This window comes from Burkholderia sp. Ac-20392, assembly GCF_017104585.1.
Classification (GTDB): Bacteria; Pseudomonadota; Gammaproteobacteria; order Burkholderiales; family Burkholderiaceae; genus Burkholderia; species Burkholderia lata.
This window is the reverse complement of record NZ_JAAGPB010000086.1, coordinates 1-23665: the sequence shown is the minus strand read 5'-3', so window position 1 is coordinate 23665 and position 23665 is coordinate 1. Positions and strand designations below refer to the sequence as shown.

Genomic DNA, 23665 nt, shown 5'->3' with positions numbered 1-23665 from the left:
AGCCCCATACATACACCTAGATATACGCCCCTTCCCTCCACGACGCTCTTCCGATCGCCAGCAGCAGTTCGACGCTGTCCTTTGCCAGCGCGCGCCCCCAGCCGGAACGCCAGCGGCTCATGTAATCGTGCAGTGCCGTCACGGCCGAGCCAAACCCCGGCGCGGCGGCCACGCCGGCATCCGGCATCCGTTGCCACGCGGCAATCGACGCGATCGCGTCGACGGCGAGGGCGAACAACGTCTCGCGGATCGACTCGCCGTCGGGCTCGTCGCCGGCGTCCGCCGCGGCGCCGATCCAGTCGTCGTGCAGCGCGCATTGCAGCACGAGCCGCGCCATGATCGTCATCGGGCTCTGCTCGACAAAGCGTTCCACGATCGTGCGCATCATCGGATTACCCCACCCTGTCTGGTTGATCGCACGAGCCGCCGCAACGGCATGCGCACGCGTGCGTCGCGATACGTTCGCACTTGACGGGCCGCCTGCGACGCCGCAGCATCGTGGGCGACCGGACCCGCGCAACGGCGCGCCGCCGCGGCGGTCCGCCCGCAATCGATGCACGAGGCACCGGCATGTACGTAGATCCCCGCGTGGCTCACGGCCGCGCCCGGTTCGACCTGAGCGGCTCCCCGCGGCTCGTCGCCGACGAGCGCCGCTGGGAAATCAGCGACGTCGTCACGCGCGGCCTCGACGATTTCACGGGCGTGCGCAACCGCCGCAACCTGATGCGGCTGCTCGAACGCCAGATCGCGCCGAAGCTCGCGCGCCTCGGGCTCGAGCCGTACGTCGGCGTGCTCGGTCATGCCGAAGGGTTGTTCGTCAACTTCTCGACGATGAGCGCCGAGCACGGCCTGCGCGAATTCCAGCTTCAACTGACGGTGCCCGACCTCGTGCTGCGCAGCTTCGCGTCGAACGTGATCCGGCCGCACGCGGTTGCGCGCTGCATGCAGCGCAACGGCGTGATGTCGCTGGCGGAAATCGAATCTGAAACGCGCATCGCGTTCGTCGCGGCGCGCGTGATGCGCTCGCTGGCCCTCGCGGAAGGCTGGCAGCAGATCGGCGTGCCGACGCCGCACGGGCTGTTCGTCGGCGCGCTGACCGACACGCACGACGTCGCGATGAACACCTACTTCCGGCCCGGCGACAACGACCGTCCGTCGCGCTGGAGCGGCTTCTCGGCCCTCTTCTCGACGATGCCGGACTGGCGGCCGGAACAGGTCCGGCACGGCGGCGATCTGCTGCAATGGATGGTCAACCATATCGTGGCCCTGCAAGAATCCGCACCGTTCGTCGAACGCTTTCCCTTTCTGCGCGAGCCGCTGCGCGATGCCGGCGATCCGCTCGACGCCGCCTGGAACGGCGCACGCGCCGGCCTGCAGCCCGGGTCGCCATCCTGAATCCTGAGTCGTGAATCCGGGCTTGCGTGACGCGGCCGGCACCCACTCGGCCCACCCGCCACCCTGCGTGAGCGGTGATCCGGGAGCCCATTCAGGCCCCCGTTCCCCGGTCTCCGCCTTACCGCCCCTCTGCACAGCCCCCTCGCTCTCTCATATACAAGGTCGAAGCGAGCCCGCTTAACCCGCACACTTTCTTTCAGCGCGTGCGCCACGGCACGAGCACGACCACGCGCGCGATTGCGCACCACGCCGGTGCGCGCGCAAAGCGCCGCCGCATCAATGCGTGCGCGTCGGCCCGCCGGGCTCCTGGCGGCCGACCGTCTCCAGCACGGCCCACATCCAGATCAGCTCGCGGACCGTGCGTGCGTGCTCGTCGCTCTGCGCGCGCCAGCGCGCGAAAGCGTCGAGTTCCTGCTCCGTCGTGTCGCCGGTGCGCAACCACAGCAACCAGCGCACCGCGCCCTCGCGGATCGCATCGGCGCGCGTATTCGCGTCGCCGGGATCCGACTCCCGTTGCGATTCGTTCATGATCACGCCACCGCCCGAAGCTCCATCGACACACATCCCCCGCACCGCGCATCGCTGCACGGCCGGGGCGCTTGCCACACACGCCTCGGGTCCGACGACGTCACACCGGGCCGCCATGACAGACAGCCCGGCGTTTGCCGGCCCTCATTGATCAAGTCGTATCGAACGGCCGTAACCCGCAGGGCGCGGACAGCCGGAAGCGACGCGAACGCATCGCCAGCGGGAGGAAGAACGGAAAGTAAGACGCGGAAAGCCGGTCAGCTCAGCAGCACGATGTTGCCAGGCAGGCGCGTGATGTGCGCGCCATACAGGCGACCGACCATGTCGATCACATCGTCGAGCCGCGTGATCGGGAACTGCGCCTGCATCCGGTTTTCGCCGAGCGACGCGCTGCGCAGGATGACCTTGCCGCGCCGGTAGCGGTTGATCTCGTCGACGACATTGGACAGCGGCACGCCGTTGAACACCAGCATCCCGCGCCGCCATGCGCTGACCGCGCCCGGATCGATTCGCGACACCGGCTGCACGCCGCGATCGTCGTAGACGACCTGATCGTCGGCCGTCAGCGTGCGCGCGCCGCGCGGATGTTCGAGCGCGACCGTGCCGGAGAGGCAGGTCACGCAGACCTGCGAGCCGGTGCGCCGTACGTTGAAGCGCGCGACGGTCGCCTGCATGCGGCCGCCGCCCGCAACCACGGTGACGGGCTGGATCGGCGTCGCGCGGTCGGCCGGCGGCGCGGCCGCGTCGATCTCCGCCTCGCCGGCGACGACTTCGACGCCGTGCGCGGCATCGCTCGCGGCCAGTACGTCCAGACGCGTCTGCGTATTCAGCTCCACCGTCACGCGCGACGACAGCGCAACGCTGCGCTGCTCGCCGGTGCCCGTGTGGTAATCGGCCGCGAGATCGCCGAGCGACGGCCACAACTGCATCGGCGGGCGCACGGCAAGCCACGACGCGCCGGCCGCGACTGCGAAGCCGATGAACGCACGCCGCCCGGTGCGCATCGTGCGCTCGCGCTTTGCAACGTTTGCCCAGGCAGCGGCCGCGCGTTCCTCGTGCGCGAGTTCGGTCGCCGCCGTACGCAGCGAGCTCCAGGTATCGCGCAGCAGATCCGCGGCTTGCGGACGATCGGCGCACCAGCGCTCGAACGCATCGGCTTCGGCCTGGCTCGCGTCTCCCGAGCGCAGACGCAGCAGCCACGCACTCGCTTCGTCGAGTTCGTCGTGGGCAGGTTCGGCCTGGGCTTTCGTCATCGTCCTGATGCTCAAAATTTACGCGGGCCGCCTCGCGTGCCCGTGTACGGATCGCCGTCTTCCTGCATGCGCTGCAGGCAGTACTTCATTGCCGCACTCAGCTCGCTTTCCACGAGCCGCAGCGAAATGCCGAAATGCTCGGCGATCTCGCGGTTCAGCAGGCCGTCCACGCGGGCGGCCAGCAGGATCGCGCGGCGCCGCGGCGGCAGGCCGCGCAGCACGTCCTTCAATGTCTCGACCTTGCGGCGCGCCGCGACGATGCGCTCGGGATCGGCCAGTTCGTCGGGCATCTCGAGCAGCGTCTCGACATCGTCGTCGTGCAGATGCCGGCGTTCGCGGCGATGCTGGTCGATCGCGACATTGTTCGCCATCCCGAGTATATAGGCGTCCGCGTTCGTTACCTGCGTGGAGACGTTCGCGTTCTCGAGACGCAGCCAGGTTTCGTGCAGCGCGTCGGCGGCGCCGTCCTTCGACCCGGTCACGCGCTCGAGGCGCCTGACGAGGTACGCGTAGCGCGTCGCCAGCAGATTCCGGAGCCCGGAGCGGTTGCTGTCGGACATGACGGCCTAGCCCCGGACGGCCGGCTGCGGCGCCGGACAGCGGAAATGCACGCCGTTGCCGGCTGGCCGCAGCAGGATCGTGACCGGCTGCGGCAGGTCTGCCGGCGGCGCGTCGTCCAGCTTCAATGCGCGCAGCGCACGCATTACCGCCGCGTCGCGGGCGGCCGAACCGCTCGATGCCACCATGTTGACCGCCACCACCGCCCCCCTGTTGTCGATGCGCACCTGCGCGACGAGTCGATAGCTGCCCGGCACCGCTCCCGGCTGCGCGCAGAGCGCATCGATCAGATGCGCCTGCAGCAGGCCCGCGAACGCGCGCCGATCGCCGGAATCGCCGATCCCGTCGATCGGCAAGGCCGCATCCGCCGGCGTGTCGGCCGTCGCGGGCGCCTGCTCGGCAGCCGGTTGCGCGACGATGATCGCTTCGTCCGGGCGCGAGAATTCCGCACGCAACCCCGTTCCGGCCAGCATCCGCTCGAGCGCGTCGCGCGGCGCGAATTCGCCCTGGACCGGCGCACTCGTGCGCCCGTCGAGCAGCGGCGCCGGCGCCAGCACGATCAGCTCGGTGAGCCGCGCGAAGTCCTGCAAGGTCTTCGCGAGCGGCTGCGCGGGCAGATCGAAGTGCACCGCGCGGCCCGGCTGGCGGACGATGGAACCGGTCTCCTGCGCGTGTATGCCGTGCATGCACGGCACGACGAACGCCAGCCACGCAACGAGCGCCAGGACACCGGTCGGCGCCCGTGAACGAGTCATGAATCCCTGGACGGAAGTGGAGTTGCACGTTGCCGGCGAAACGCGCACCCCCGTGAGCGGTTCCGCAGCAAACGAACGTCAGATTGTGAGCGGGCACTATGACAGTCAGGTGAAGCGTGCAGCGATGCGATTCAATCGCCGCCCGTGCTCGCCTTGCGGGCGTGCCAGGCGCCGAGCGTCGCTCACGGCCGGCGCACGACGAAGTTGCCGATGCCCGTGCCGACGACGGCCATCCGCACGTCGCCGGACCACAGCGTGATCGTCACGGGCACGTCGATGCCTTCACTGCCGAGCACGAGGCGCGACGGCACTTCGCCGCCGCCGGTGTACCGCACCGACACGCCCGTCACTTCGGTGCCCCAGCGGCGTGCGCGATACAGGTCGTCGGTCATCGGCGCCCACGCACCGCTTTCGGTGCGCTGCACGAAGCGATAGCCTCCGCCGACCGTCTGCCATGCGATCGGGATCGACCGCACCTGCGCTTCGTCGCCGGCCGATTCGAGCAGGTTCGCCAGGCGCTGTGCCTCTTCCGCCAGATCGGTGCGGCGATTGCGCGACGGCGCGAGCGTCACGACCGCGACCAGCAGCCCCACGATCACGAGCACGACGAGCATCTCCAGCAGCGTGAAGCCCGCCGCCGTACGACGCCCGGCACGCGAGTGCCGTACCCGCCTGTTCACGCCGGGCCTTCCGTCACTGCCACGAGCCGATGTCCGCATCGTTCCCCTCGCCGCCCGGTTTGCCGTCCGCGCCGTAGCTGAACACGTCGATCGCGCCGTGCGCGCCCGGGTTCAGGTATTGATACGGGTTGCCCCACGGATCCTTCGGCAACCGCTCCAGATAGCCGCCGTCCTTCCAGTTGTTCGGCACCGGATCGGCGGCCGGCTTCTGGACCAGCGCGGTCAGCCCCTGCTCCTGCGACGGATAGCGGCCGTTGTCGAGGCGATACAGGTTCAGCGACTGCATCATCGTGCCGATGTCCTGCTTCGCGGCGATGCGACGTGCCTCGTCCGGACGGCTCATGATCTTCGGCACGATCAGCGCCGCGAGAATCCCGAGGATCGCGACCACCACCATGATCTCGATCAGCGTGAAGCCGCGTTGCGTGTGCCGTCCCACATGGTCGGCGTACCGCGTTCGGGTTTCGTTGGGCCCCGTCATCATGCATTCACCCTCGCAACAAAGAATGGAAAACATCTTCTGTCCATCGCACCGACCTGCCGCCATGAAACCGCTCGACCTGCTTCGCATCGCGCCATCCCGCGCCGATCTCGTACCACTCGCCGCGACGCTTGCTGCCGCGGCCGCGCTCATTACCGTGTCGCTGTGGGCCGTGCGCGTGCTGAGCGCTGCCGATGCGCCGGTCGCGGCGCTTGCGCCGCCACCCGCGCCGATCGACGTTGCCGCCGCCGCGCGGCTGTTCGGTGCGAAACCCGACGACAGCCGCGATGCCATCCAGCTGCTCGGCGTGCTCGCTTTCGACGCGCGCCGTGCGGCCGCGATCATAAGCGTCGGCGGCGAAGCCTCGCGCGTCGTGTCGCTCGGCGCGGCGATCGGCGAAGCCGCGAAACTGGCCGAGGTTCGCGCGCGCTCGATCGTCGTCGACCGCCACGGCCTGCAACGCGAGATCGCGCTGCCCGCCACGGAGAAGGCCAACGCATACGTGCGCTGAGCCGCGCATCACTGCACCATGTTGTTCAGCTCGATGATCGGCATCATCACCGCCAGCACGATCACGAGCACCACGCCGCCCATCGCGAGGATCAGCAGAGGCTCGAGCAGGCTCGTCAGGAACATCGTGCGGCGCTCCAGCTCGCGCGATTCGCCTTCGGATGCGCGATCGAGCATCGTCGTCACGTCGCCCGTCGCCTCGCCCGAGCGAATCAGGTGCACGAGCACCGGCGGAAACGTCTTCGTATGCGCCAGCGCGCGTGACAGTGCCGAGCCTTCGCGCACGCGCACGATCGCATCGTCGACATTCGCGCGCATCGCGCGATTCGACAACGTCTCGCCGGCCGCCTGCAGCGCGCGCAGGATCGGCACGCCGGCCGCGGTGAGAATGCCGAGCGTGCTCGCGAAGCGCACCGTGTTGTAGCCGCGTACGAGCTTGCCTGCCAGCGGCGTGGTCAACAGCCACGTGTCGAACCTGAGCCGCGGCGCATCGCGCGACAGCACCTTGCGAATCGCATAAACGAGCACGGCCGCCGCCGCGAGCGACGCCCACCACCAATGCCGCACGAAGTCCGACAGCGCGAGCATCACGACCGTCAGCGTCGGCAGCTGCTGCTTCGTGCTGGTGAACACGTTCGCAACCTGCGGCACCACGTAGCTCAGCAGGAACGTGACGATGCCGAACGCGATCAGCGTGACGATGCCCGGATACGTAAACGCCAGCAGGATCTTCTGCTTCAGTGCGTTGCTTTGTTCGATGTAGTCGGCCAGGCGCGACAGCACGATGCCGAGCTTGCCGGTGTGCTCGCCGGCCGCGACGAGCGCGCGATAGATCTTCGGGAAATCGCGCGGATGCTGGCTCAATGCGTTCGCGAACGAATGGCCGCCGACGACTTCCGCACGGATCGACGCCATCAGCTCGCGCACGTAGTCGCGCTCGGCCTGTTCGCTCAACACCGACAGCGATTCGTCGAGCGGCAGCCCCGCGACCAGCAGGCTCGCGAGCTGGCGCGTGATGATTGCCTGCTCGCGCTGCGACAGCTTGCGGCCGAGCGACAGGCGTTGATGACGTTCGCCGTGCAGGCGTTGCGCGGCCAGCTCGACGATCAGCGGCGTGAGACCTTGCGTGCGCAGATGGCTGCGGCCTGCGCGTGCGCTGTCGGCTTCGAGCACGCCTTTCAGCGTGCGGCCGGTGGGATCGATCGCTTCGTAGCGGAATGCCGACATGCCGGTTCTCTCCTGTCACGGGCGCGACTGCTTTCGATGACGTCGCGCAGCTTGCCGGACGGAGTCGCCGGGGAAGACTACGGAGCGAACCGGCGCAAATTTGTGACGGATGTTGGGCTACCTTTTTTGGCGGGCTTTATTACGTTGAGTCGTTATTCTTATAACTTAAAAACGATTTCATTTTTTCTCTTCGATTGATCCATCACACATTAAATACACGATACTTTTCTGGCCTTCCATTTATGGATTAGCGCAGTCAATGGAAGGAATACATCAAGGGATAGGATATTCATCGACGCGCGGAATGTTCCGTAACATTCGCCACAAAACCGTCTTGAAGTTGGGATAGCACCGCGCGAGCTCGCGTGCATCGTCGTCGGTCGGCGCCATGTGTGATTAGGGCTCTGGCGGCTCTGGCGCTCGTTCCGCCGGAACGGCCCTGCGCCGAATCCCAGTATCTGAACGCTCCAGCAGGTGCCGAATAACGCTCCAGTCCACGCTTTACCAATCCGAATAACGCAATGGCTTATTCGATAAAAATGTTACGCACCATTCGTTATGAAAAATTCACACGCGTCATTCGTATTTCCCCCTACATTTACCCGGCGGTCTACAAGCATTCCAACCGCAGTAGCAGGGGTTCCCGTTTATCTTCGTCCAAGGAAATTTCTCATGAAATCCAGCAAGCGCAAGATCTGTCAAGTCCTCGCTCTCGTTGTTACCGGTCTGGGCGCCACGGCCGCAATGGCCTCGCCGAACGTGCAAGGCGGCGGCTCGTCGCTCGTCGCTCCGACCATCGGCGCGATCGGCAACACCGCGACCGAAATCGGCCTGTTCGGCACGTCCGAAGGCTCGTTCACGTATTTCTCGGTTGGCTCGGGCGCCGGTCAAAACGCGTTCCTGAACAACCAGCCGACGTACTTCGGCTCGACGGTCACGGGCACGGTCCACTTCGCGAACAGCGATGCGGCCCTGTCGACCGCCCAGCTCACGTCGTACAAGGCCGGCCTCGGCGCGACCAACGGCCCGCTGATCCAGATCCCGTACATCGTCACGCCGATCACGGTGCCGGTCGTCAACGGCCCGGCCGTGACGAGCACGACGACGCCGCAAACGACGCCGGGTCAAGCGCACAGCATCGCGCTGAACGACAACGACCTGTGCGGCATCTTCTCGGGCAAGCTGACCGACTGGAACCAGGTCATCAACCCGCAAACGGGTTCGGCGTACACGACGACCAGCTCGCCGATCAAGGTCGTCTACCGTTCGGACGGCAGCGGCACGACCGAACTGCTGACCCGCCACCTGGCAGCTGTCTGCTCGAGCGCCAATACGGCCACGGGCGTAACGTTCGTCGATTCGCTGACGTTCACGGCGTCGTTCCCGGGTGGTGTGCCTGCAAACTTCACGCCGGCTTCGGGTAGCGGTGGCGTACGTACGCAACTGCTGAGCTACCAGTCGGCCGGTACGCCCGCTGTCGCTTACCTGAGCCCGGACTACACGAACACGTTCCTGGCTCCGCAAAGCACGGTCGTGACGTCGGCCAGCGCATTCCAGCTGCCGGTTGCTAGCCTCGTGAACGCGACGAACGGCGTGTACTACGCACCGACGTATGCGAACGCAACGACGGCGCTCAGCACGGCAACCGTGCCGAGCAGCCAAGCTCGCGCCGCCAATCAAGCCAACTGGGTGCCGAACGTCGGCAATCCGGGTTCGGGCTATCCGGTTTCCGGCACCAGCCAGATCATCCTGAGCCAGTGCTATGCCGATTCGTCGGTCAAGACCGCGGTGCACGACTTCCTGAACGCTCACTTCACGAACGCCAGCTTTGCGTCGATCGTTCATGGCAACGGCTTCGATACCGTGTCGTCGAACTTCCAGACGGCAATCTCGGCCGACTTCCTGAGCAACACGAGCGGCTACAACCTCGACATCGGCAACACGGGCGTCTGCACGGGCTCGGTCACCGGTCGTTAAGCGGTTGGCGGACCGCAAGGTCCGTCGTTGACCAGACTGCGCCTCCGGGTAACCGCGGGCGCAGTTTTCATATGCCCTTTCGATCCGCATTGCGCGACGGCTTGCGCGCTGTCGGCAAAAGGCATCGAACCACGATCGTCGCGCTCGCACCGAGCGACGGTACCCGACACGGAGGCAGGTAGACAGGTCACGCTTCGTGCCCGTACATCTCGTACGGCAGCACACCCAACCCTGCTGAATGGAAATACTCGGCCAGCCTCCGCGTCACCTTTGACTGGAGCAGTCCCATGAGATTTCATCAACGCAAGCTTTGCCGGCTCATCGCCCTGCTGATTACCGGCATGAGTGCATCGGCCTCGATGGCCTTTCCTGTCGTGATGGGAGGCGGGTCATCGAACGTCGCACCGATGATCGGCGGGATCGGCAAACCGGCGACCGAGATCGGCCTGTTCGGCACCGCCGAAGGTTCGTTTACGTATTACTCCGTCGATTCCGCCGCCGGCCAGAACGCATTCCTGAACAATCAACCGTCGTACTTCGGAGCGGGTATTACGGGCACCGTGGCCTTCGCAAACAGCGACGCGGCATTAACGACAGCGCAACTCACTGTGTATCGGTTCGGCCGCGGCGCGACCGACGGCCCGCTGATCCAGATTCCTTACGTCGTCACGCCGATCACGATCCCCATCGTCAACGGACCAACCGTGACGAGCACGGCGACACCGCAAACGACGCCCGGCCAAGCGCACAGCATCGCGCTGAACGACGACGACCTTTGCGGGATCTTCTCCGGCAAGCTCACCAGGTGGAATCAGGTTGTCAATCCGGAAACAGGTTCAACGTATCCGATCAACGTGCCGATCACGGTCGTCTATCGCGTCGACGGAAGCGGCACGACCGAACTGCTGACGCGCCATCTGGCGACGGTCTGCACGAACGCCAATACCGCTCCGGGTGTGACCTTCGTCGACTCGATGACTTTCGCAAACTCGTTTCCCGGCGGCGTCCCGGTCGGCCCGAGTTTTGTCGGCGCAACCCACAGTGCCTCTGTACGCAACGTGCTCACGTCGATGGCGTCGGCAGGCATAGCAGCCGTCGCGTATCTTGGGCCCAGCTGGACCAATACGTTCCTCGCACCGTCCAGCGTGATCGCCAGTTCACCCGGTGCATATCAACTGCCCGTTGCGAGTCTGGTGAATGCCAGGAACGGGCTCTACTATGCCCCGTCCTACGCAAATGCGTCCGTGGCACTCGGCCCTGTCACCCCACCCAGGTTGGGGGCCGCTGCGTCCAATCAGGCCAACTGGGTGCCGAGCAGCGGCAACCCCCTCTCGGGTTACCCGGTTTCTGGAACGAGCCAGATCGTCCTGAGTCAATGCTACGCGGATCCAGCAGTCGCGACTGCCCTGCATGACTACCTGAATGCTCACTACAACAGTGCGGCATTCGCGTCGATCATTCACGGAAACGGCTTCGACACGGTTCCTTCTGTATTCAAGACAGCCATTTCGAATGATTTCCTGAGCAATGTCAGCGGCTTCAATCTCGACATCGGCAACACGAGCGTCTGCGCCGGAACCGGCCGGTAGCACGTCAAAGTTACGTCTACCCGGCAAGTCCGCATTGCACCGCTTTCGCCCAAGGCGAAAACGGTGCACTCACGTTTGATGGTGGCTATATGCGGCAGCGTGCAGGCTGCCCGTCACTCCGGCAACCTGCACACCACCTTGCAATCAGATCTTGCCCAACCGTGCACGCTCCTCGGCCGTGAGTACCGCCCGCTGCGACGGCCCCGCCTGACCGAACCCGAGAATCGACACCGAACTCGACGCGTCGTAGCCAACCTGCTGCTTGTGCTTCTTCCCGCCGTCTCCCCCCGCATCGCCGAACCCCTCGACCTGCACCGAGATCGTCCAGCGACGTGACGCCACACCGGACGCGTTGTTCCTGGCCATATCCTGGGCAACCTGCGTCGCCGCCGAGGCGGCTGCACTCGCAGCCGTGAGCGCGCCGGTATTCACTGCCTGCACGAGCGGAATGCCGCTCGCCTTGCCGGTTACCTGGATGTTGTCCGCGTTCACGACGCGCAGTGCCGCGACGTTCAGGTTACCGGCACGAATACCCGCATCGCCGGCATCAACCGTACCGCGCGGTGCAATCAGGTTGATCGTGCCGAGCGGCACACCCGGCACGCTCTGCAGTGTCGCGATACCCGCGCCCGTGACCTGCCCGCGCGCATCGACCGTACAGTAGTGGTTCGCATCGCAAACATATTGCGGCGCCGGCGTATCAGCTGACGATTTCGCCCCCTTGCCCGCGTTGATATCGCCGTTCGAGCTCCAGATCGTCATGTCCCCGCCCTGCTCGGTGAAGATCCGGCTCTGTGCGAGCAGCACGCTGCGATCCGTGAAGATATCGATGTCGCCCTGTTCGAGCGTGAGAATCCCCATCGTCCCGGGCCCGGCGATCACTTTGCCGCTGGCATCGATAATCTGCGGCGGTGCGGAAGTGCTGCCGATCAGCGCCTGCCCGCCGGGGCCGAGGATCGTGACGTTGCCGCCCTGCTGCGTCTGGATGGTCGTGCTTCGAATGTCCAGATCGCCCGTGTCGAGCACCTTGTTCGAACCGTTGCCGCCTCCGCCGAGATTGTTGGCCGTGTACCCCAGCGAGGCGGGGAACATCGTATTGAGCGCCTCGTATCCGCGCGCATATTTCTGATAGTAAGGACTGGCGGGATTGTTGTAGTCCTCGCCGACCGCAGTCAGCACCTTGAACAGCACCTGTTCGGCAAACAGTTGCTGGACATATTGCGGTAGCGCCTTGAATTTCGACCATGCTTCGTCCGCGCTCAACGGCTTGACCGCCGGCTGATCGTTGACCAGCCCCGAATCGACCGAGAGCCCGGCCTCGTATTGCTCCATGAACGTGATGAGCGCCGGCGTCGCACTGGAAACACCGGCGACCGATTTCGCCGGATCGACATACGTCGAGATGAACGACGCAGTGTCGATGCCCGGCCCCACGCCGAACAACACATTGACGCTCGCGCTTTCATGCGGCAAATATGGATTGTTTGCGTTGCCGATTGCGTCGATGCCGGTTGGAAGCCCGGAGACATAACTCCCGCTGCCCAGGCTCGCATAAGCTTGGGCCTGACTCGTCAACGGTCCGATGTTCCTGCCGGCTTCGACATCGAACGTGCCCGGACCACCGAGCACCAACGCGGGTATGACGGCGCCCGTCGAATGAATGAGCGGTGTATCGTAAATGTCCCGCCCGGCCACGATGCGGGTCACGTCCGACTTGCGCAGGTTCTGCCCCATGAACGAGAGGTTGACGATGTCACGGCCTGCCTGGATCAATGCGGCCTTGTCGATCGCGACGGGCACCAGGCCGCTGTACAAGCCGGCATAAGCGCCGGTCGTCTGCAGCATGCCATCGACAATATCGCCGTTCAAACTGTAGATCCGTGCGGGTACGGTATCGCCGCCGTGCAGGGCAACCGGGTCATGCGCTGCCGCGGTTGCGAGCGCCGGATTCACGACGAAGACATTCGGCTCGACGGGTGAAGGCATCGCAGAAGGATCGACATCGAGCATACCGAACACCGGCCGCCCATCAGAAGCCAATCCGTTGATGCTCGACAGATTGACCGACTGGTCCGCGATCAGACTCAGATTGCCCGACGCTGATGGATACAGCTCACCGCTCGCTGCTACCGTAATGCCACCGGTGAACGCGGTCAGATCCACCGAGGCCGGCAGAATGGACGACAGGTCGACCCTGCCGGGTGTCTGCGTGGCGGTAGCACCGCCGCCAATCAGGTCGACCGCCGAGAGCGTGCCGATCGCCACATCACCTGTCGTTGACGAGATATTGACGGCAGACGTCGACGAATACCCCTGCATGTCGGCTTGCTGGCGGTATGCGGCAAGCAACGTGTTGTTCTGCACATATGACGGATCGAATACGCGCCCAATGCTGGCGCCTTGTCGCGCATTCACGTTGAGTATGCCGTCCTGCGTCGCCAGCAACGTATCCACCGTGACGGGCGGTTGACCATCAAGTTGCGCCGGAACCGTAACATCCGATCCGATCTTCCCGCCGGCCGTTATGGTTCCCGTTCCTTTGGCAACGAAATAGCCTCCGCTCAGAATGTCTCCGCCAGCCCGCACCGACAGGTTGCCACCGCCGACCGTATTGACGGTCGGCGTGTCTGTCCTGGTTCCGGTCAGCCACCATGTAGTCGGCAACGACACCGACAGGTCCGAAATATTTCGTCCTGCCGACACGGACACATTCCCGCCCGCACTCAATACACCTTGATCGAATGCGCCGAAGTTGATCGACGTCTGGACGGTCTGCATCACGGGATTGGTGGCACCGACCAGCCCTGTCGGATTGCCGATCTGCATCCACTGCCACCAGAACTGACTGATATTGGCGCCCTTCTGCCCGGTCACCGTGCCGTTTGTGTCGGTCAGGTATTCCGCGCCCGTGATGTCGCCCTGCGCGCGAATCGTGATGTCACCGGCCGAATCGGGGTTGACGGCCGGCGTAACGAGAATGTCCTGATAGCCGGTTCCGGCATGTACGATCGCCAACGTGGGGCCACCCGAAGGCGCGGACGCCACCGGCGCCCCCGCCGTGTAAATCACGCCCGGCACGGTCACATCCGCATCATTCGCTTGTGCCGCGGCCGCATTGAACAACGCAATGCCGTTACCCGCTGCCACGTCGATGGCTCCGGTACCGGTACGAAGCATCGTGGGCGCGAGCACGGCGAAACCGCCGCTGTCGACATACGCGGTGTGTCCATCGAAAACGACGCTCTTGCCGCCCGTCTCCCCGCCTGCCGGCAGGGCCTGAAGCGCGAGCGGATTCGTACTGTTCAGATCCGCACCCGCCACCACCCGGAACGAACTGCTCGCGCCGCCCGCTAGCGATGCTGACTGCAGCGGAATCGGATTGGTGGCGACGGGCGTCGGTGACGGTGAGTTATCGGTCACCGCCGGAAGACTGATCGTGGGTGTCGTGATGACGGAAACAGGCTGGACGACCGGTGCCGCGATCACGTCCACCAGCGGATTCTTGCCGCTCTGAATCTTGAATTGCACCGAATCGGCGAGGTATTTCTGATACTGATTCAGATAAATCAGATAAGAGCCGGGATTCGCGGCTTGCTCGGCGGCCGAAGGGGCAACCGGGCCCTTCGGCTGACCAGGCACGACCACTCCGACGGCGTTGAATCTCAGCTTGTAGACGATACCGATATTATTGTAAGTCGGAGCCCAGTTCATCATCGAGGAAAGGCTCGTCGCAGTCTGATCGAGAAAATTCGCGTACGCCATATAGAGCGCGTAGTATTCCGCGATCTCGTCCGGTTTGCCGCCGACAGGTTGGCCAGGGGCAAACGCCACTCCCTTCTGCGCGTAGTACCAGATACCGTACTCGTACGGGAAAGCGTTGTAACCCGACGGCAACTTGAAAATGGCGTCCGCCTCGCTCAACGTCGACAACGGCGGCACCGCAATCGTCCCCCCACCGCCCAACGGGTTCGCGATCTGGAAGAACCCGTCCGACAGGCTCGCGTTCACCTTTACGTTGTTCTCGGCGCGCAGCGTCACGACCGGCGCCTGCCCGTCGAAGCGGAACGCGAGATTCGTCGGCGATGCACCCGCGCCAAGGTTCCAGTTCGTCAGTACCTGGATGTCGCCGCCATTGATTGCAGAGCTCGGGTTGTCGAGCTCGATTCCCGGCACGATGCGCGTATTTGCAATGTTCTTGCCGGCAAACGGATCGACCAGCGTATCGAGTCCGTGCTGCACGAACCCCATCAGCGTGCCCGGCGCCGCCGTCGAGGCATCCCCGTTCTGATATCCGTAGAAAGTCTGGTGATCCGTGTTCGCGCCGTTGCTCGCCGGCGCGAAATACATGTTGTTCAGTCCGCCGAACCCGATCGCGGTATTGCCACCCTGAAGCTGCGCCTGCGTGACGGTCGCCGTTGCGCCCGTCGCCTGGTTCGTCAACGTGCCGCCGCCTGCGCCATCCGGCGAGAACGAAAACGTCGCCGGTGTGCCGGACGTGCCCTGCGCGGTAAACGTGCCTGCCAGCAAATACCCGCTACGGTCGTACCATCCAGCCGGATCGATGACGCCATCGAAGTGCTTCGCGCCTGTCGTCGCATCCGTCGTGCTCCATACGGCATATGCCTCGAGCAAAGTCGCACGCGAGCCGACGATTCCTTTGCCGGCGTTGAATGCTTCGGGCAGGTTGACCTTCACGCCGTTGTCGATCAGCAGCGGCGCACGGAAATTCACCGTGCCACCCGACAATCCGCCAGCCGTTCCACCCGACACGTCGATCAGCGCATTCGCGCCGAGCGTAATCGTGCCCGCATTCGCGCGCAGAACATTCTCGTAGCCATAAGTCGTGTTGTATGCGATCGAATCACCGTTTGCATCGACGATCGTCGGGTCGAATAGCGCCGCCGTGCCGATGTTGACCTTGCCGCCTCGCTGGTGCGGGTCCGAACCGCGCGCCAGCAGCGCTCCTTCGACATCCACGCCGTTGCGCCCATACAGATCGATCGCACCGCCCGCCTTGCCGGACGCGTCGATCGTCCCAAGCACGTTCACGTTGCCGTTCGCCGTATCGGCCGCGCTCCCCGATCCGCCGTCGGCCGTCAGCAGCACCGAATTCGCGGTCAGCGTGTTGCCCTGCGACAGCGTCAGGTTGCCCGTCTTCGTACGGATCGCGATCGACTGGTTCACGCCGCTCGATGCGAGCGTCTTCGACAACGAGTCGAGGTCGGCCGCGCCACCGGTATTCAGCGAGAACGAGCCACCCGCAAAGCCGCTCGCCGCACCGCCCTTGATCGCGCCGTTCAGGTTCACGACCTGCTGCGGCGCCGAGAGCGACAGGCTGCCTGCCGCGCCACCGCCGCTGGCCCCCGAGAAATCAAGCGTTGAGCCGGCCTGCACATCAACGGTGCCCGCATCGGCCGTCAGCGTAATCGACCCGGCCGGCGCGTAACGCGTCACGTCGAAGAACTGCTTCGATACGCCCGCCGAACTGACCTTCGATCCACTGCCGATCGTCAGGTTGCCGCTCGTCGCTTCGAGCGTCACGTTGCCCGCCGGCGCGCTGATCGTCGCGCCGTTGTCGACAACTGTGCCGCCGATGAAGGTCAATGCCCCGCCGACCGCGCCGCGCGTCAGTGGCATACCCGACGCACCGTTGAGCATCAGCAGGCCCGTCGTCTTCACCTTGGCAGCCGAGCTCGTATCAGCCAGGTAGACCGGCGCATTCAGCGTCACCGGCAGCGCACCGAAGTCGAACGTGCCGGTTCCTTGCCCGACTATGCCACCGGTCGCATTCATCGCCGCCGAGCCGAAACCGCTCGCCGTCTTCGTACCGCTGCCAAAGTCGATCTCCTGCGCATTGACCGTCAGCGTGCCACTCCCGACCGTCGTCGTGCCGGGCGTGGCACCCATCTCGTTCGTGAACGCGACCTTCTGTGCATTCAGCGTCACGTGACCGCCATCGCTCGCGAACGTGCCGGCGCTCAGATCGATGCTGTTGCCGAATGTCGCGTTCACGTCGCCGATGAAACCGATCGCGCCGTAGCTGCGCAGTGTCACCTGCTGTGCGTTCGCGAACTGCGCGAGACCGGCCGGATCGATCACGAAACCCGGCAGGCTGACCGCCGCGCTGCCGCTCGCGTTCGTGAAGGTGATTGCCGAGCCGTCCGCGGTAATCGCCTTGGCCGAGAGCGTCGCAGAGGGATCGACCTTCAGGTTGCCGGACGAGTCGAGCAGCAGCGCCTGTCCGCCCGCGAGCGTCGCGCCCGCGCCAACCGTCAGCAGGCCCGTGCCCGTGCCACCGGTGCGTGTGAGCGGGGCCATCGCGCCGTTGGACACGCGCAGCAGCGCGCCATCGCCGGCGATCGAGATCGGCTGATCCTTGGCTGCAGGGTAATCGCCCTGCGCGGCAATCGATGCGCCGGCGTCGACGCGCAATCCGTTCGCTGCGTTCGGATCGGTGTTGCTGCCATCGGTCTTCGTGACCAGCAGGATCTCGGGGCCCTTCAGCGTCGTGCTCCCGTCGTTCGACACGACGACACTGTTCGCGATCGGCGTGATCATGACGCCGCTCGACGTCGCCGAACGCGTGCCGCCGATCAGCAGGCTGCCTGCGGTCAGCGAATCGAGCGCATCGCTACCTATCTGAAGATAGCCAGGCAGCACCGCAGCACCGTTGCCGGTGATCTGAATGTCCTGCGACGCGATGTCAACCTCGGCCGGCGCACCGCCCGCGCCGGCCGCCGCATTCAGTGTCGCCCCGAGCGTCAGCGCCTTGGTTGCGGCCAGCACCAGTTGGCCGCCATCCACCGGCAACGGCGGTGTCACGTTGCCCTTGGTCGCGGCGAGTTTCGTGAAGTACGCGTTCGCGCCGGTCAGCGTGTATTGCGAATATTGCTGCCACACGCTGTTTGATTGCACGTTGAACAGCGTCGGCGTCGCGCTGCGGCTGCCCGTCAGCGCGTCTGCAAAGTAACCGGCCGTCACGACCGTGCCATCCGGCAACACCTGGCTCGCGCCCGGCACGAGATTGCCGGCAGTGTTCGACACCGTGACGCGATAAGCGCCCGGCACTGTCGCGTATTTTCCCGGCAGCAGCGTGTAATAGCCGGCCGGCAGCCCCGGCACGCCCGACAGATACACGGCCTTGCCGACCGCATCGTTCATGCCGGCCTGAGCGACGCCGAGCGCCGCCGTAGCGGTTGTCGCCGTGCCGTTCGCATTGGTCGAAGGCTGCACCGTTTGCGCGAACGTCGGGTCATAAGCCGCGACCGGCGATTGCTTGCCCGGCAGGATCGCATAGACGTTGCCGGCCCCGGCATTGACCGGCACCGCCGTCCCGCCCTTGCCGCTCGCATAGCTCACGTTGTATTGCGACAGCACGTCACGCGTACCGCCCGTTCCCGGCACCCATTCGGCCGCCTGCAGGTCGCCGCCGCCTGACAGGTCGATCGTCGCCCCCTTGTCGAGCGCGACGTTGCCGGCGTTCACCCCCACATATTTCGCAGGCGGCGCAGTCAAGTCGGGCGTCGTGTTGCCGGCGACCGGATTGAACTGCCACTCGACCCCGTCAACCGTCGTGCCATAGGGAATCACCGCGCCCTGGTTTGAGACCGACGTCACGCTCCCGCTTGCCAGCTTGACCGAATCCGTCGCAACAAGCGGCAGCCCGGCGAATTGCGCCTGCGTCGCCGCATTCGACGGATCGCCGACGCCGAACACGAGCGTGCCGGACGGCGCACGCACCGTGCCGCCTTGCACGATGTGCGTCGCATCCACGAGCAACGTCCCGCCCGCAGACAGCGGCGTGCCCGACGCGCCGTTCGACGCGAACGTGACCGTCGTGGGTGCCGGTTTGCCGGTTGCCGGATCGGTCGGGCCAACTGCATCGACGACGAACGTACTGCCGGTCGACGGATACAGATCCGCCGCCTTGAAGGTCAGGTCGCCCGGCGTATAAAGCATGCCCGGCGCCAGGCCTGGTGTCTGCGTCTGGCTGACGTTCGTCGAACTCAGGCGGATGTCACCGCTGCTCGTGAAGTTCGCGCGGCCGAAATTGTTGAGCTGAACCTGATTCATCAGATCGATGAACGACGCGTTCACGTTCAGTGTCGCGTTCGACAACACCGGAACCGGCGTGAATTTTGGCGCCGACGGCCGAATCAGCGGCCCCGACAACGCGACATACGGCGCATCGATTTCCACTGCCGTGCCGAGCGGTGCTTGCGGCGCCTGTGCCAGCACGGTATTGACGACCGGCACGATCGTGCCGTCAGGCTTGCGCACCGGCGTCGACAGCAGCGTCGACAACTGTCCCATGTCGATGGCTGCAAGTCGCCCCGCATTCAAAGTCACCGACTCCGGCAGCGACAACGTCACGTTGCCAGCGAACAGAATCGGCGCCGGCGACACGCCGTTGAGATCAGGCGGCGTGGCCGTACCGAGCACCAGGTTCGCAATGCCGGACCCGGTCAACCTGTCCGCCGCAAACTGCAGCACGCCGTTCGGCTGGCCGATCGGCAACCCGGTCGTCGGATCGATCGCCGCCGTGAAATCCTGTCCGGGCGCCAACCCCGTAGGCACAAGTGTTCCGCCTTGCCGCACGACCAGCGCCGTGCCGCTCGCGCCATCGTTCTGATGCGGCAGTATCGTCAGCGTGCCGCCCCGCGCCTGGGTCGCGCCCGGACGCCCCACCAGCGTTGCGTCTGCAAACAATCCGTTCGCCGCCGACAGCGTGATCGATCCCGCATCGCTCCATACGGGTTGCGACGCGTATCCACCGTTCGCCTGCAACCGGTCGAAATTCGCCGACGTGCCGGACACATCGATTTTCGAGCCTGCCTGCGCAACCACGTAGCCCGTATCGCTCGACATCGTCACCGAACCGCCGGACAGCACCTTGCCCGCGTTCGGCACGACCGTCGTCCCACCCATCTTGACCGGCGCCGCGAGCGGATTGGCCAATGCCGTCCCCGATACGTCCAGCGAAGCATCCGCGCCGAGCCATACCGACTGGCTCGAGTTCCTGAAGCCGCTGTTGAACTGCCCCGCCTGCGCATACGTGCCGTTCCCGTCCGCGCTCAGCGTGATCGCTCCGCCCGGTGCGATGATCGAGCCGAGTACCGTCACCTGCGCCGGCGAGCCAAGGCCGACGCTCGCGCCGGCATCCGTGTGAATCGACGCACCTTCCGACAACGTGACTGCGCCGGTGACGCCAGGATAAGACGGCGTCGCGCCGGCCGGGCTCCGCCACGACGTATCGTTGCCGGCCGTCAGGACGAGATTCGTTGCCTGCCGGTGATAGGCATCGAGCTGGCCGATCGTGGCCAGGCCGCCCGCCGACAGGTTCGCGCCCGTGGCCGCCTGCTGAAGCGCGAACATGTCCGGAATACGGTTCAATTGCGTGACGGCAACCGACGCGCCGGGTGCGACCGTCGTGTCGTAGAACGCATTCAGCACGTACTTGCCGAAGCCCTGCCGCGCGAAGAAGGTTTCCGGGAGATAGATATCCCACGGCGACGCTGCGGCCTCCGCACCGCCGATCCGGAATCCGAGCGCCTGCAGCGTCAGCGTGCCGCCGCCCGAAAACCCTTCGCTCAGGATCGTGCCGCCCAGTGCGATCGTGCCTGCCGTCGGCTGCGCGGTCGGCAGGGTCGGCGCGCCGTCCGACGCGCCAAACTGTTTCAATGGCGTCGCGGAATACGCCTGCAACGTCACGTTCCCGCCGCGTCCGGCAGGCACACCGTTCTGCATCAGCATCTGGCCGGTCGACAGCAACTCGCCACCGCTCGACACGTCCAGTACGCTACCGGGCTGCAGCAGCACCGAACCCGAGGTATCGCCGATCAGCCCGCCGCCGACGACGTTCGATCCGAGCAGCGCAGAGAGCGTAATGCTGCCGCCGTTGATGAACTGGCTATTGCCGGGCGTCGTGCCCGGCGCCGCCTGCACATCGTTGTTCACCCATTGCCCCGCCGCGCTGATCACGCCCTGCGGGCCGACGATCACGTTGCCGCCACTCGTGATCGAGATCGACCCCGACGGCACGGACAACCGCCCGGCCACGTTGACGTCGGTACCCGGCACCGGGCTGTTCAAGGTAATGGAACCACCCGGTTGCAGGTTCACCTGCGTGCCCTGCGGAACCACCACACCCTTGCCGCCGACCTTGTCCTCGGTCACGTTCAGGTTCGCGAAACCGCCGTTGTTCAGCGTCGCGACCGGCACCACGGTGGTCGTCAGCACGTTGCGCGGATCGTTCGCGGGCAACGCCTGCAGCGCCGTCTTGTCGAGCGGCGTATCGATCGAGAAACCCGGCGCGATGTCGGCGAGCTGCGGCGCATTGTCCTGCAGCACCACCAGGCCCGCGGTGCCGGATGCGACATCGCTGTTGTTCGACGTCAGGTGCACCAGCGCGGCGCCGTCGAGCTTCGGATCGGCGCCGAGGTTGAACGTCCCGCCGCTCGGCAGGCTGTTGCCCTGCATCTGCTTTGCGCCGCCGAACGCCTGCGCACTGATGTCACCGTCCAGCACCGTCGACTGCAGTCCGTAGATATCGAGCGTCCCCGCGTTGCCGCCGACGATATAGTCGCCCTGATAGCCGCCCATCGTCAGCAGCGGGTTGTACCACGTCTTCGTCACGCCCCAGCGCGGGTGCGATTCGACGAATTGCCCCGCGATGCCGACGTAGGTGTCGTACGGGCTTGCCTGTCCGATCGGCACGAGCGCGCCGTTCGCGTCGACCAGTCGCGTCGTGTTGACGATGCCGCCGTCGTAATGCACGTAGCCGCCGTTCAGGTTCATCGACGAACCGGTCGCGGTCATCACCTCGTTGCCCGACAGCGTGATCGAGCCGCCATTGGTCAACAGCTGGTCGACCGTGCGCGGAATCAGGTTCACATAACCCGACAGGTTCAGGATCGGACTGCCGACCCATTGCACGCCGTCGCTGCGCGTGCCCGTCAGCGTGCTGTCGAACACGAGGTTCTTGTACCCGAGCAGAAACCCGTTGCGCAGCAGCGGCGAATCGGCGAGTTCGTTCTGGCCGATACGGTCGACCGTCACAAGCGTCTGCCCGATCGGCACCTCGACGTTCGCGAGGCCCGACACATCGATCGTCGCGCCGCTGTCGAGATAGATGCGACCCGGAACGGCCGTCTGGCCGGCCGGTGGCTGTGCGCCCGATGCAGAGGGCGTCAACGCCGCGACAGATACCTTGGAACCGGGTGCCTCGATCAACGAGCCGCCCTGGAACCAGACCGAGCCGGCCGTCATGCCGATGCTGCCAGGCGTGAAGGTCGCGCCGGGCGTCGATGGCGTCGTCTGGCCGTTGCCGTCCGGCATCACCGTCGTCACCGAATCGGGGCCGAAGCTCAGCAAGCCGGCGCGGTGCGTGTCGTTGGCGCCACCGGTGCCGTCCGTCGTCTGAAGCGCCTGCCCGAGATAGGCCGCTCCGGTCGGATTGTTGGAAGAATATTCGTCGACCGTGGAGATCGTGATCGTGCCGGGCGAATTGACGCTCGTCGTCACGCCCACCACGCCGTTCTGCGCAACGCGGCTGCCGAGCAGGTTCACATTGCCGCGCGCAGCCTCGACGATGCCGGTATTGGTCAGCGTACCGGCCGGCGTGATGTCGGTCATCTGGCCGTTCGGGCCCAGCAGCGTGATCTTTCCGCTGAGTTCCGGCAGCAGCACCTGCGGGTTCGTAGTGGCTCCGCTGTTGGGCCTCAGGCTTACCCCGACGCCGGCCGCCAGCACCACCTGCCCGTCCGTCGCCTTGATATGCCCTGCGTTCGTCACGTTCGGTGCGGCGATCATCACGAAGCCGCCATCGCTCGCGTTGCCGTTCGCGTGCGTGGTAATCGAGGCGCCCTGTTCGATGGTGACGTCGCCCCACGGTTGATACTGGCTCGCGGACGTAAGATTGACCTGGTTGCCCAGACCAAGCACCTCGTTCGGAAGCCGGCTGTTGCCGTTCAACCCGCCCGAGCTGCCCGACTCCGGATACGCGAGCCCGCCCGTCGTCCCGGCCGGCAGGCTCAGGAACTGCTTGTTGCTCGCGACGATCCCCGCCGCATCCTGCGCGAGGCTGTTGTCCGTCACAACCGGCACCCGGTTCTGCAGGGTCTGGTTGTAGTTGTTCATGTTCAGCACGTCGAGCGACGACGCCACCAGCGAATGCACATTCACCTGCGACCCGGCGCCGAACAGCACCCCGTTCCGGTTGATCACGTACACCGCCCCTTGCGCGGTGATGTTCCCCAGAATCTGGCTCGGCCTGCCGCTCGGATCGTTGATCCGGTTCAGCACGGCCCAGTTGTTCGCGCCGTTCGTCTGCGTGCCGCCCGACTGGTCGAAATTCAGCGTCGTCTGCCGGCCGACGTTCATCGTCTCCCACGTCAGCACCGCGTTCTGCCCGGTCTGCTTCACGTCGACGTTCACGTGGCCGCTCGCGTCGACGTTCTGCGTCGGCGCGTTCGCGTTGACCCACAGCACCGGATTGTTCGTATCGCCCGACGCGCCCGCCGCCACCTGCAACCCGCCCGGCGCCAGCCCGTTCGGCACGGTCGACGGCAGCTTCGCCGCGGCCGCCGCCGCATTCTGCTGCGCGGCGATCTGTGCAGCAATCGCGTGCGCCGCATAGCCGAGGTTCCGGATCGACGGCTGGCTCGCCTGCAGCGCCTGCTGCGGCGACACGCCGAGATTCGGCATGCCCGGA

The 23665-nt window shown here is 65.5% G+C and carries 13 protein-coding genes; 4 read left to right on the top strand and 9 right to left on the bottom strand.

The genetic code is table 11. The features are described from left to right. Positions 1 to 16 precede the first annotated feature (16 nt). Positions 17 to 388: a hypothetical protein gene (locus G3N99_RS13040; RefSeq protein ID WP_241011611.1), complete on the bottom strand. Its 372-nt coding sequence runs from the start codon at positions 386 to 388 to the stop codon at positions 17 to 19. A 182-nt stretch (positions 389 to 570) separates the two neighbouring features. Between G3N99_RS13040 and G3N99_RS13035 the strand changes: the two genes are divergently transcribed. Beyond that, positions 571 to 1395, top strand: a complete 825-nt coding sequence (locus G3N99_RS13035; RefSeq protein WP_206122575.1) for a hypothetical protein — start codon at positions 571 to 573, stop codon at positions 1393 to 1395. A gap of 276 nt (positions 1396 to 1671) precedes the next feature. Here the strand turns inward: G3N99_RS13035 and G3N99_RS13030 are convergent, their stop codons facing one another. The 6 genes from G3N99_RS13030 to gspG all read right to left on the bottom strand — a co-directional run bounded on the left by G3N99_RS13030 (position 1672) and on the right by gspG (position 5650). Then, a complete protein-coding gene (locus G3N99_RS13030; protein WP_241011610.1) occupies positions 1672 to 1923 on the bottom strand; it encodes a DUF4880 domain-containing protein in 252 nt (83 codons plus the stop codon). A gap of 257 nt (positions 1924 to 2180) precedes the next feature. Then, positions 2181 to 3176: a FecR domain-containing protein gene (locus tag G3N99_RS13025; RefSeq protein ID WP_206122574.1), complete on the bottom strand. Its 996-nt coding sequence runs from the start codon at positions 3174 to 3176 to the stop codon at positions 2181 to 2183. An 11-nt stretch (positions 3177 to 3187) separates the two neighbouring features. Beyond that, positions 3188 to 3736 (bottom strand): RNA polymerase sigma factor, encoded by a 549-nt coding sequence (locus G3N99_RS13020; protein ID WP_011354683.1) that lies wholly within the window; start codon positions 3734 to 3736, stop codon positions 3188 to 3190. 6 nt (positions 3737 to 3742) lie between these two features. Further along, on the bottom strand, positions 3743 to 4489 hold the full coding sequence (locus G3N99_RS13015) for a secretin and TonB N-terminal domain-containing protein (protein WP_206122573.1): 747 nt from the start codon (positions 4487 to 4489) through the stop codon (positions 3743 to 3745). Between the two features lie 182 nt (positions 4490 to 4671). Beyond that, entirely contained in the window at positions 4672 to 5208 is a 537-nt protein-coding gene (locus tag G3N99_RS13010; RefSeq protein ID WP_206122572.1) for a GspH/FimT family pseudopilin, read from the bottom strand. After that, complete coding sequence (gene gspG, locus G3N99_RS13005; protein WP_174937356.1) at positions 5183 to 5650, bottom strand: type II secretion system major pseudopilin GspG; 468 nt, start codon at positions 5648 to 5650, stop codon at positions 5183 to 5185. Before gspG ends, G3N99_RS13010 begins: the two co-directional genes overlap by 26 nt. 64 nt (positions 5651 to 5714) lie before the next feature. On the opposite strand from gspG, the gene G3N99_RS13000 reads away from it, so the two are divergent. Then, a complete protein-coding gene (locus tag G3N99_RS13000; protein ID WP_174937317.1) occupies positions 5715 to 6161 on the top strand; it encodes a type II secretion system protein N in 447 nt (148 codons plus the stop codon). 8 nt (positions 6162 to 6169) lie between these two features. On the opposite strand, the gene gspF is transcribed toward G3N99_RS13000, so the two are convergent. Continuing rightward, positions 6170 to 7387, bottom strand: coding sequence for a type II secretion system inner membrane protein GspF (gspF, locus tag G3N99_RS12995; RefSeq protein ID WP_206122571.1), 1218 nt, complete (start codon positions 7385 to 7387; stop codon positions 6170 to 6172). 672 nt (positions 7388 to 8059) lie between these two features. On the opposite strand from gspF, the gene G3N99_RS12990 reads away from it, so the two are divergent. After that, positions 8060 to 9364, top strand: coding sequence for a substrate-binding domain-containing protein (locus G3N99_RS12990; protein ID WP_174937315.1), 1305 nt, complete (start codon positions 8060 to 8062; stop codon positions 9362 to 9364). Between the two features lie 287 nt (positions 9365 to 9651). Further along, a complete protein-coding gene (locus G3N99_RS12985) occupies positions 9652 to 10953 on the top strand; it encodes a substrate-binding domain-containing protein (protein WP_206122570.1) in 1302 nt (433 codons plus the stop codon). 144 nt (positions 10954 to 11097) lie between these two features. Here G3N99_RS12985 and G3N99_RS12980 read toward each other — a convergent pair whose 3' ends face one another. Next, positions 11098 to 23658, bottom strand: a complete 12561-nt coding sequence (locus G3N99_RS12980; protein WP_346778485.1) for a filamentous haemagglutinin family protein — start codon at positions 23656 to 23658, stop codon at positions 11098 to 11100. Positions 23659 to 23665: the final 7 nt, after the last annotated feature.

Coding starts and splice junctions, on each gene's coding strand:
- gspF (WP_206122571.1), bottom strand. CDS start 7,387: ATGTCGGCATTCCGCTACGAAGCGATCGATCCCACCGGCCGCACGCTG.
- G3N99_RS13025 (WP_206122574.1), bottom strand. CDS start 3,176: ATGACGAAAGCCCAGGCCGAACCTGCCCACGACGAACTCGACGAAGCG.
- G3N99_RS13010 (WP_206122572.1), bottom strand. CDS start 5,208: ATGCGGACATCGGCTCGTGGCAGTGACGGAAGGCCCGGCGTGAACAGG.
- G3N99_RS12985 (WP_206122570.1), top strand. CDS start 9,652: ATGAGATTTCATCAACGCAAGCTTTGCCGGCTCATCGCCCTGCTGATT.
- G3N99_RS12990 (WP_174937315.1), top strand. CDS start 8,060: ATGAAATCCAGCAAGCGCAAGATCTGTCAAGTCCTCGCTCTCGTTGTT.
- G3N99_RS12980 (WP_346778485.1), bottom strand. CDS start 23,658: ATGCCGAATCTCGGCGTGTCGCCGCAGCAGGCGCTGCAGGCGAGCCAG.
- gspG (WP_174937356.1), bottom strand. CDS start 5,650: ATGACGGGGCCCAACGAAACCCGAACGCGGTACGCCGACCATGTGGGA.
- G3N99_RS13035 (WP_206122575.1), top strand. CDS start 571: ATGTACGTAGATCCCCGCGTGGCTCACGGCCGCGCCCGGTTCGACCTG.
- G3N99_RS13040 (WP_241011611.1), bottom strand. CDS start 388: ATGATGCGCACGATCGTGGAACGCTTTGTCGAGCAGAGCCCGATGACG.
- G3N99_RS13030 (WP_241011610.1), bottom strand. CDS start 1,923: ATGAACGAATCGCAACGGGAGTCGGATCCCGGCGACGCGAATACGCGC.
- G3N99_RS13000 (WP_174937317.1), top strand. CDS start 5,715: ATGAAACCGCTCGACCTGCTTCGCATCGCGCCATCCCGCGCCGATCTC.
- G3N99_RS13020 (WP_011354683.1), bottom strand. CDS start 3,736: ATGTCCGACAGCAACCGCTCCGGGCTCCGGAATCTGCTGGCGACGCGC.
- G3N99_RS13015 (WP_206122573.1), bottom strand. CDS start 4,489: ATGACTCGTTCACGGGCGCCGACCGGTGTCCTGGCGCTCGTTGCGTGG.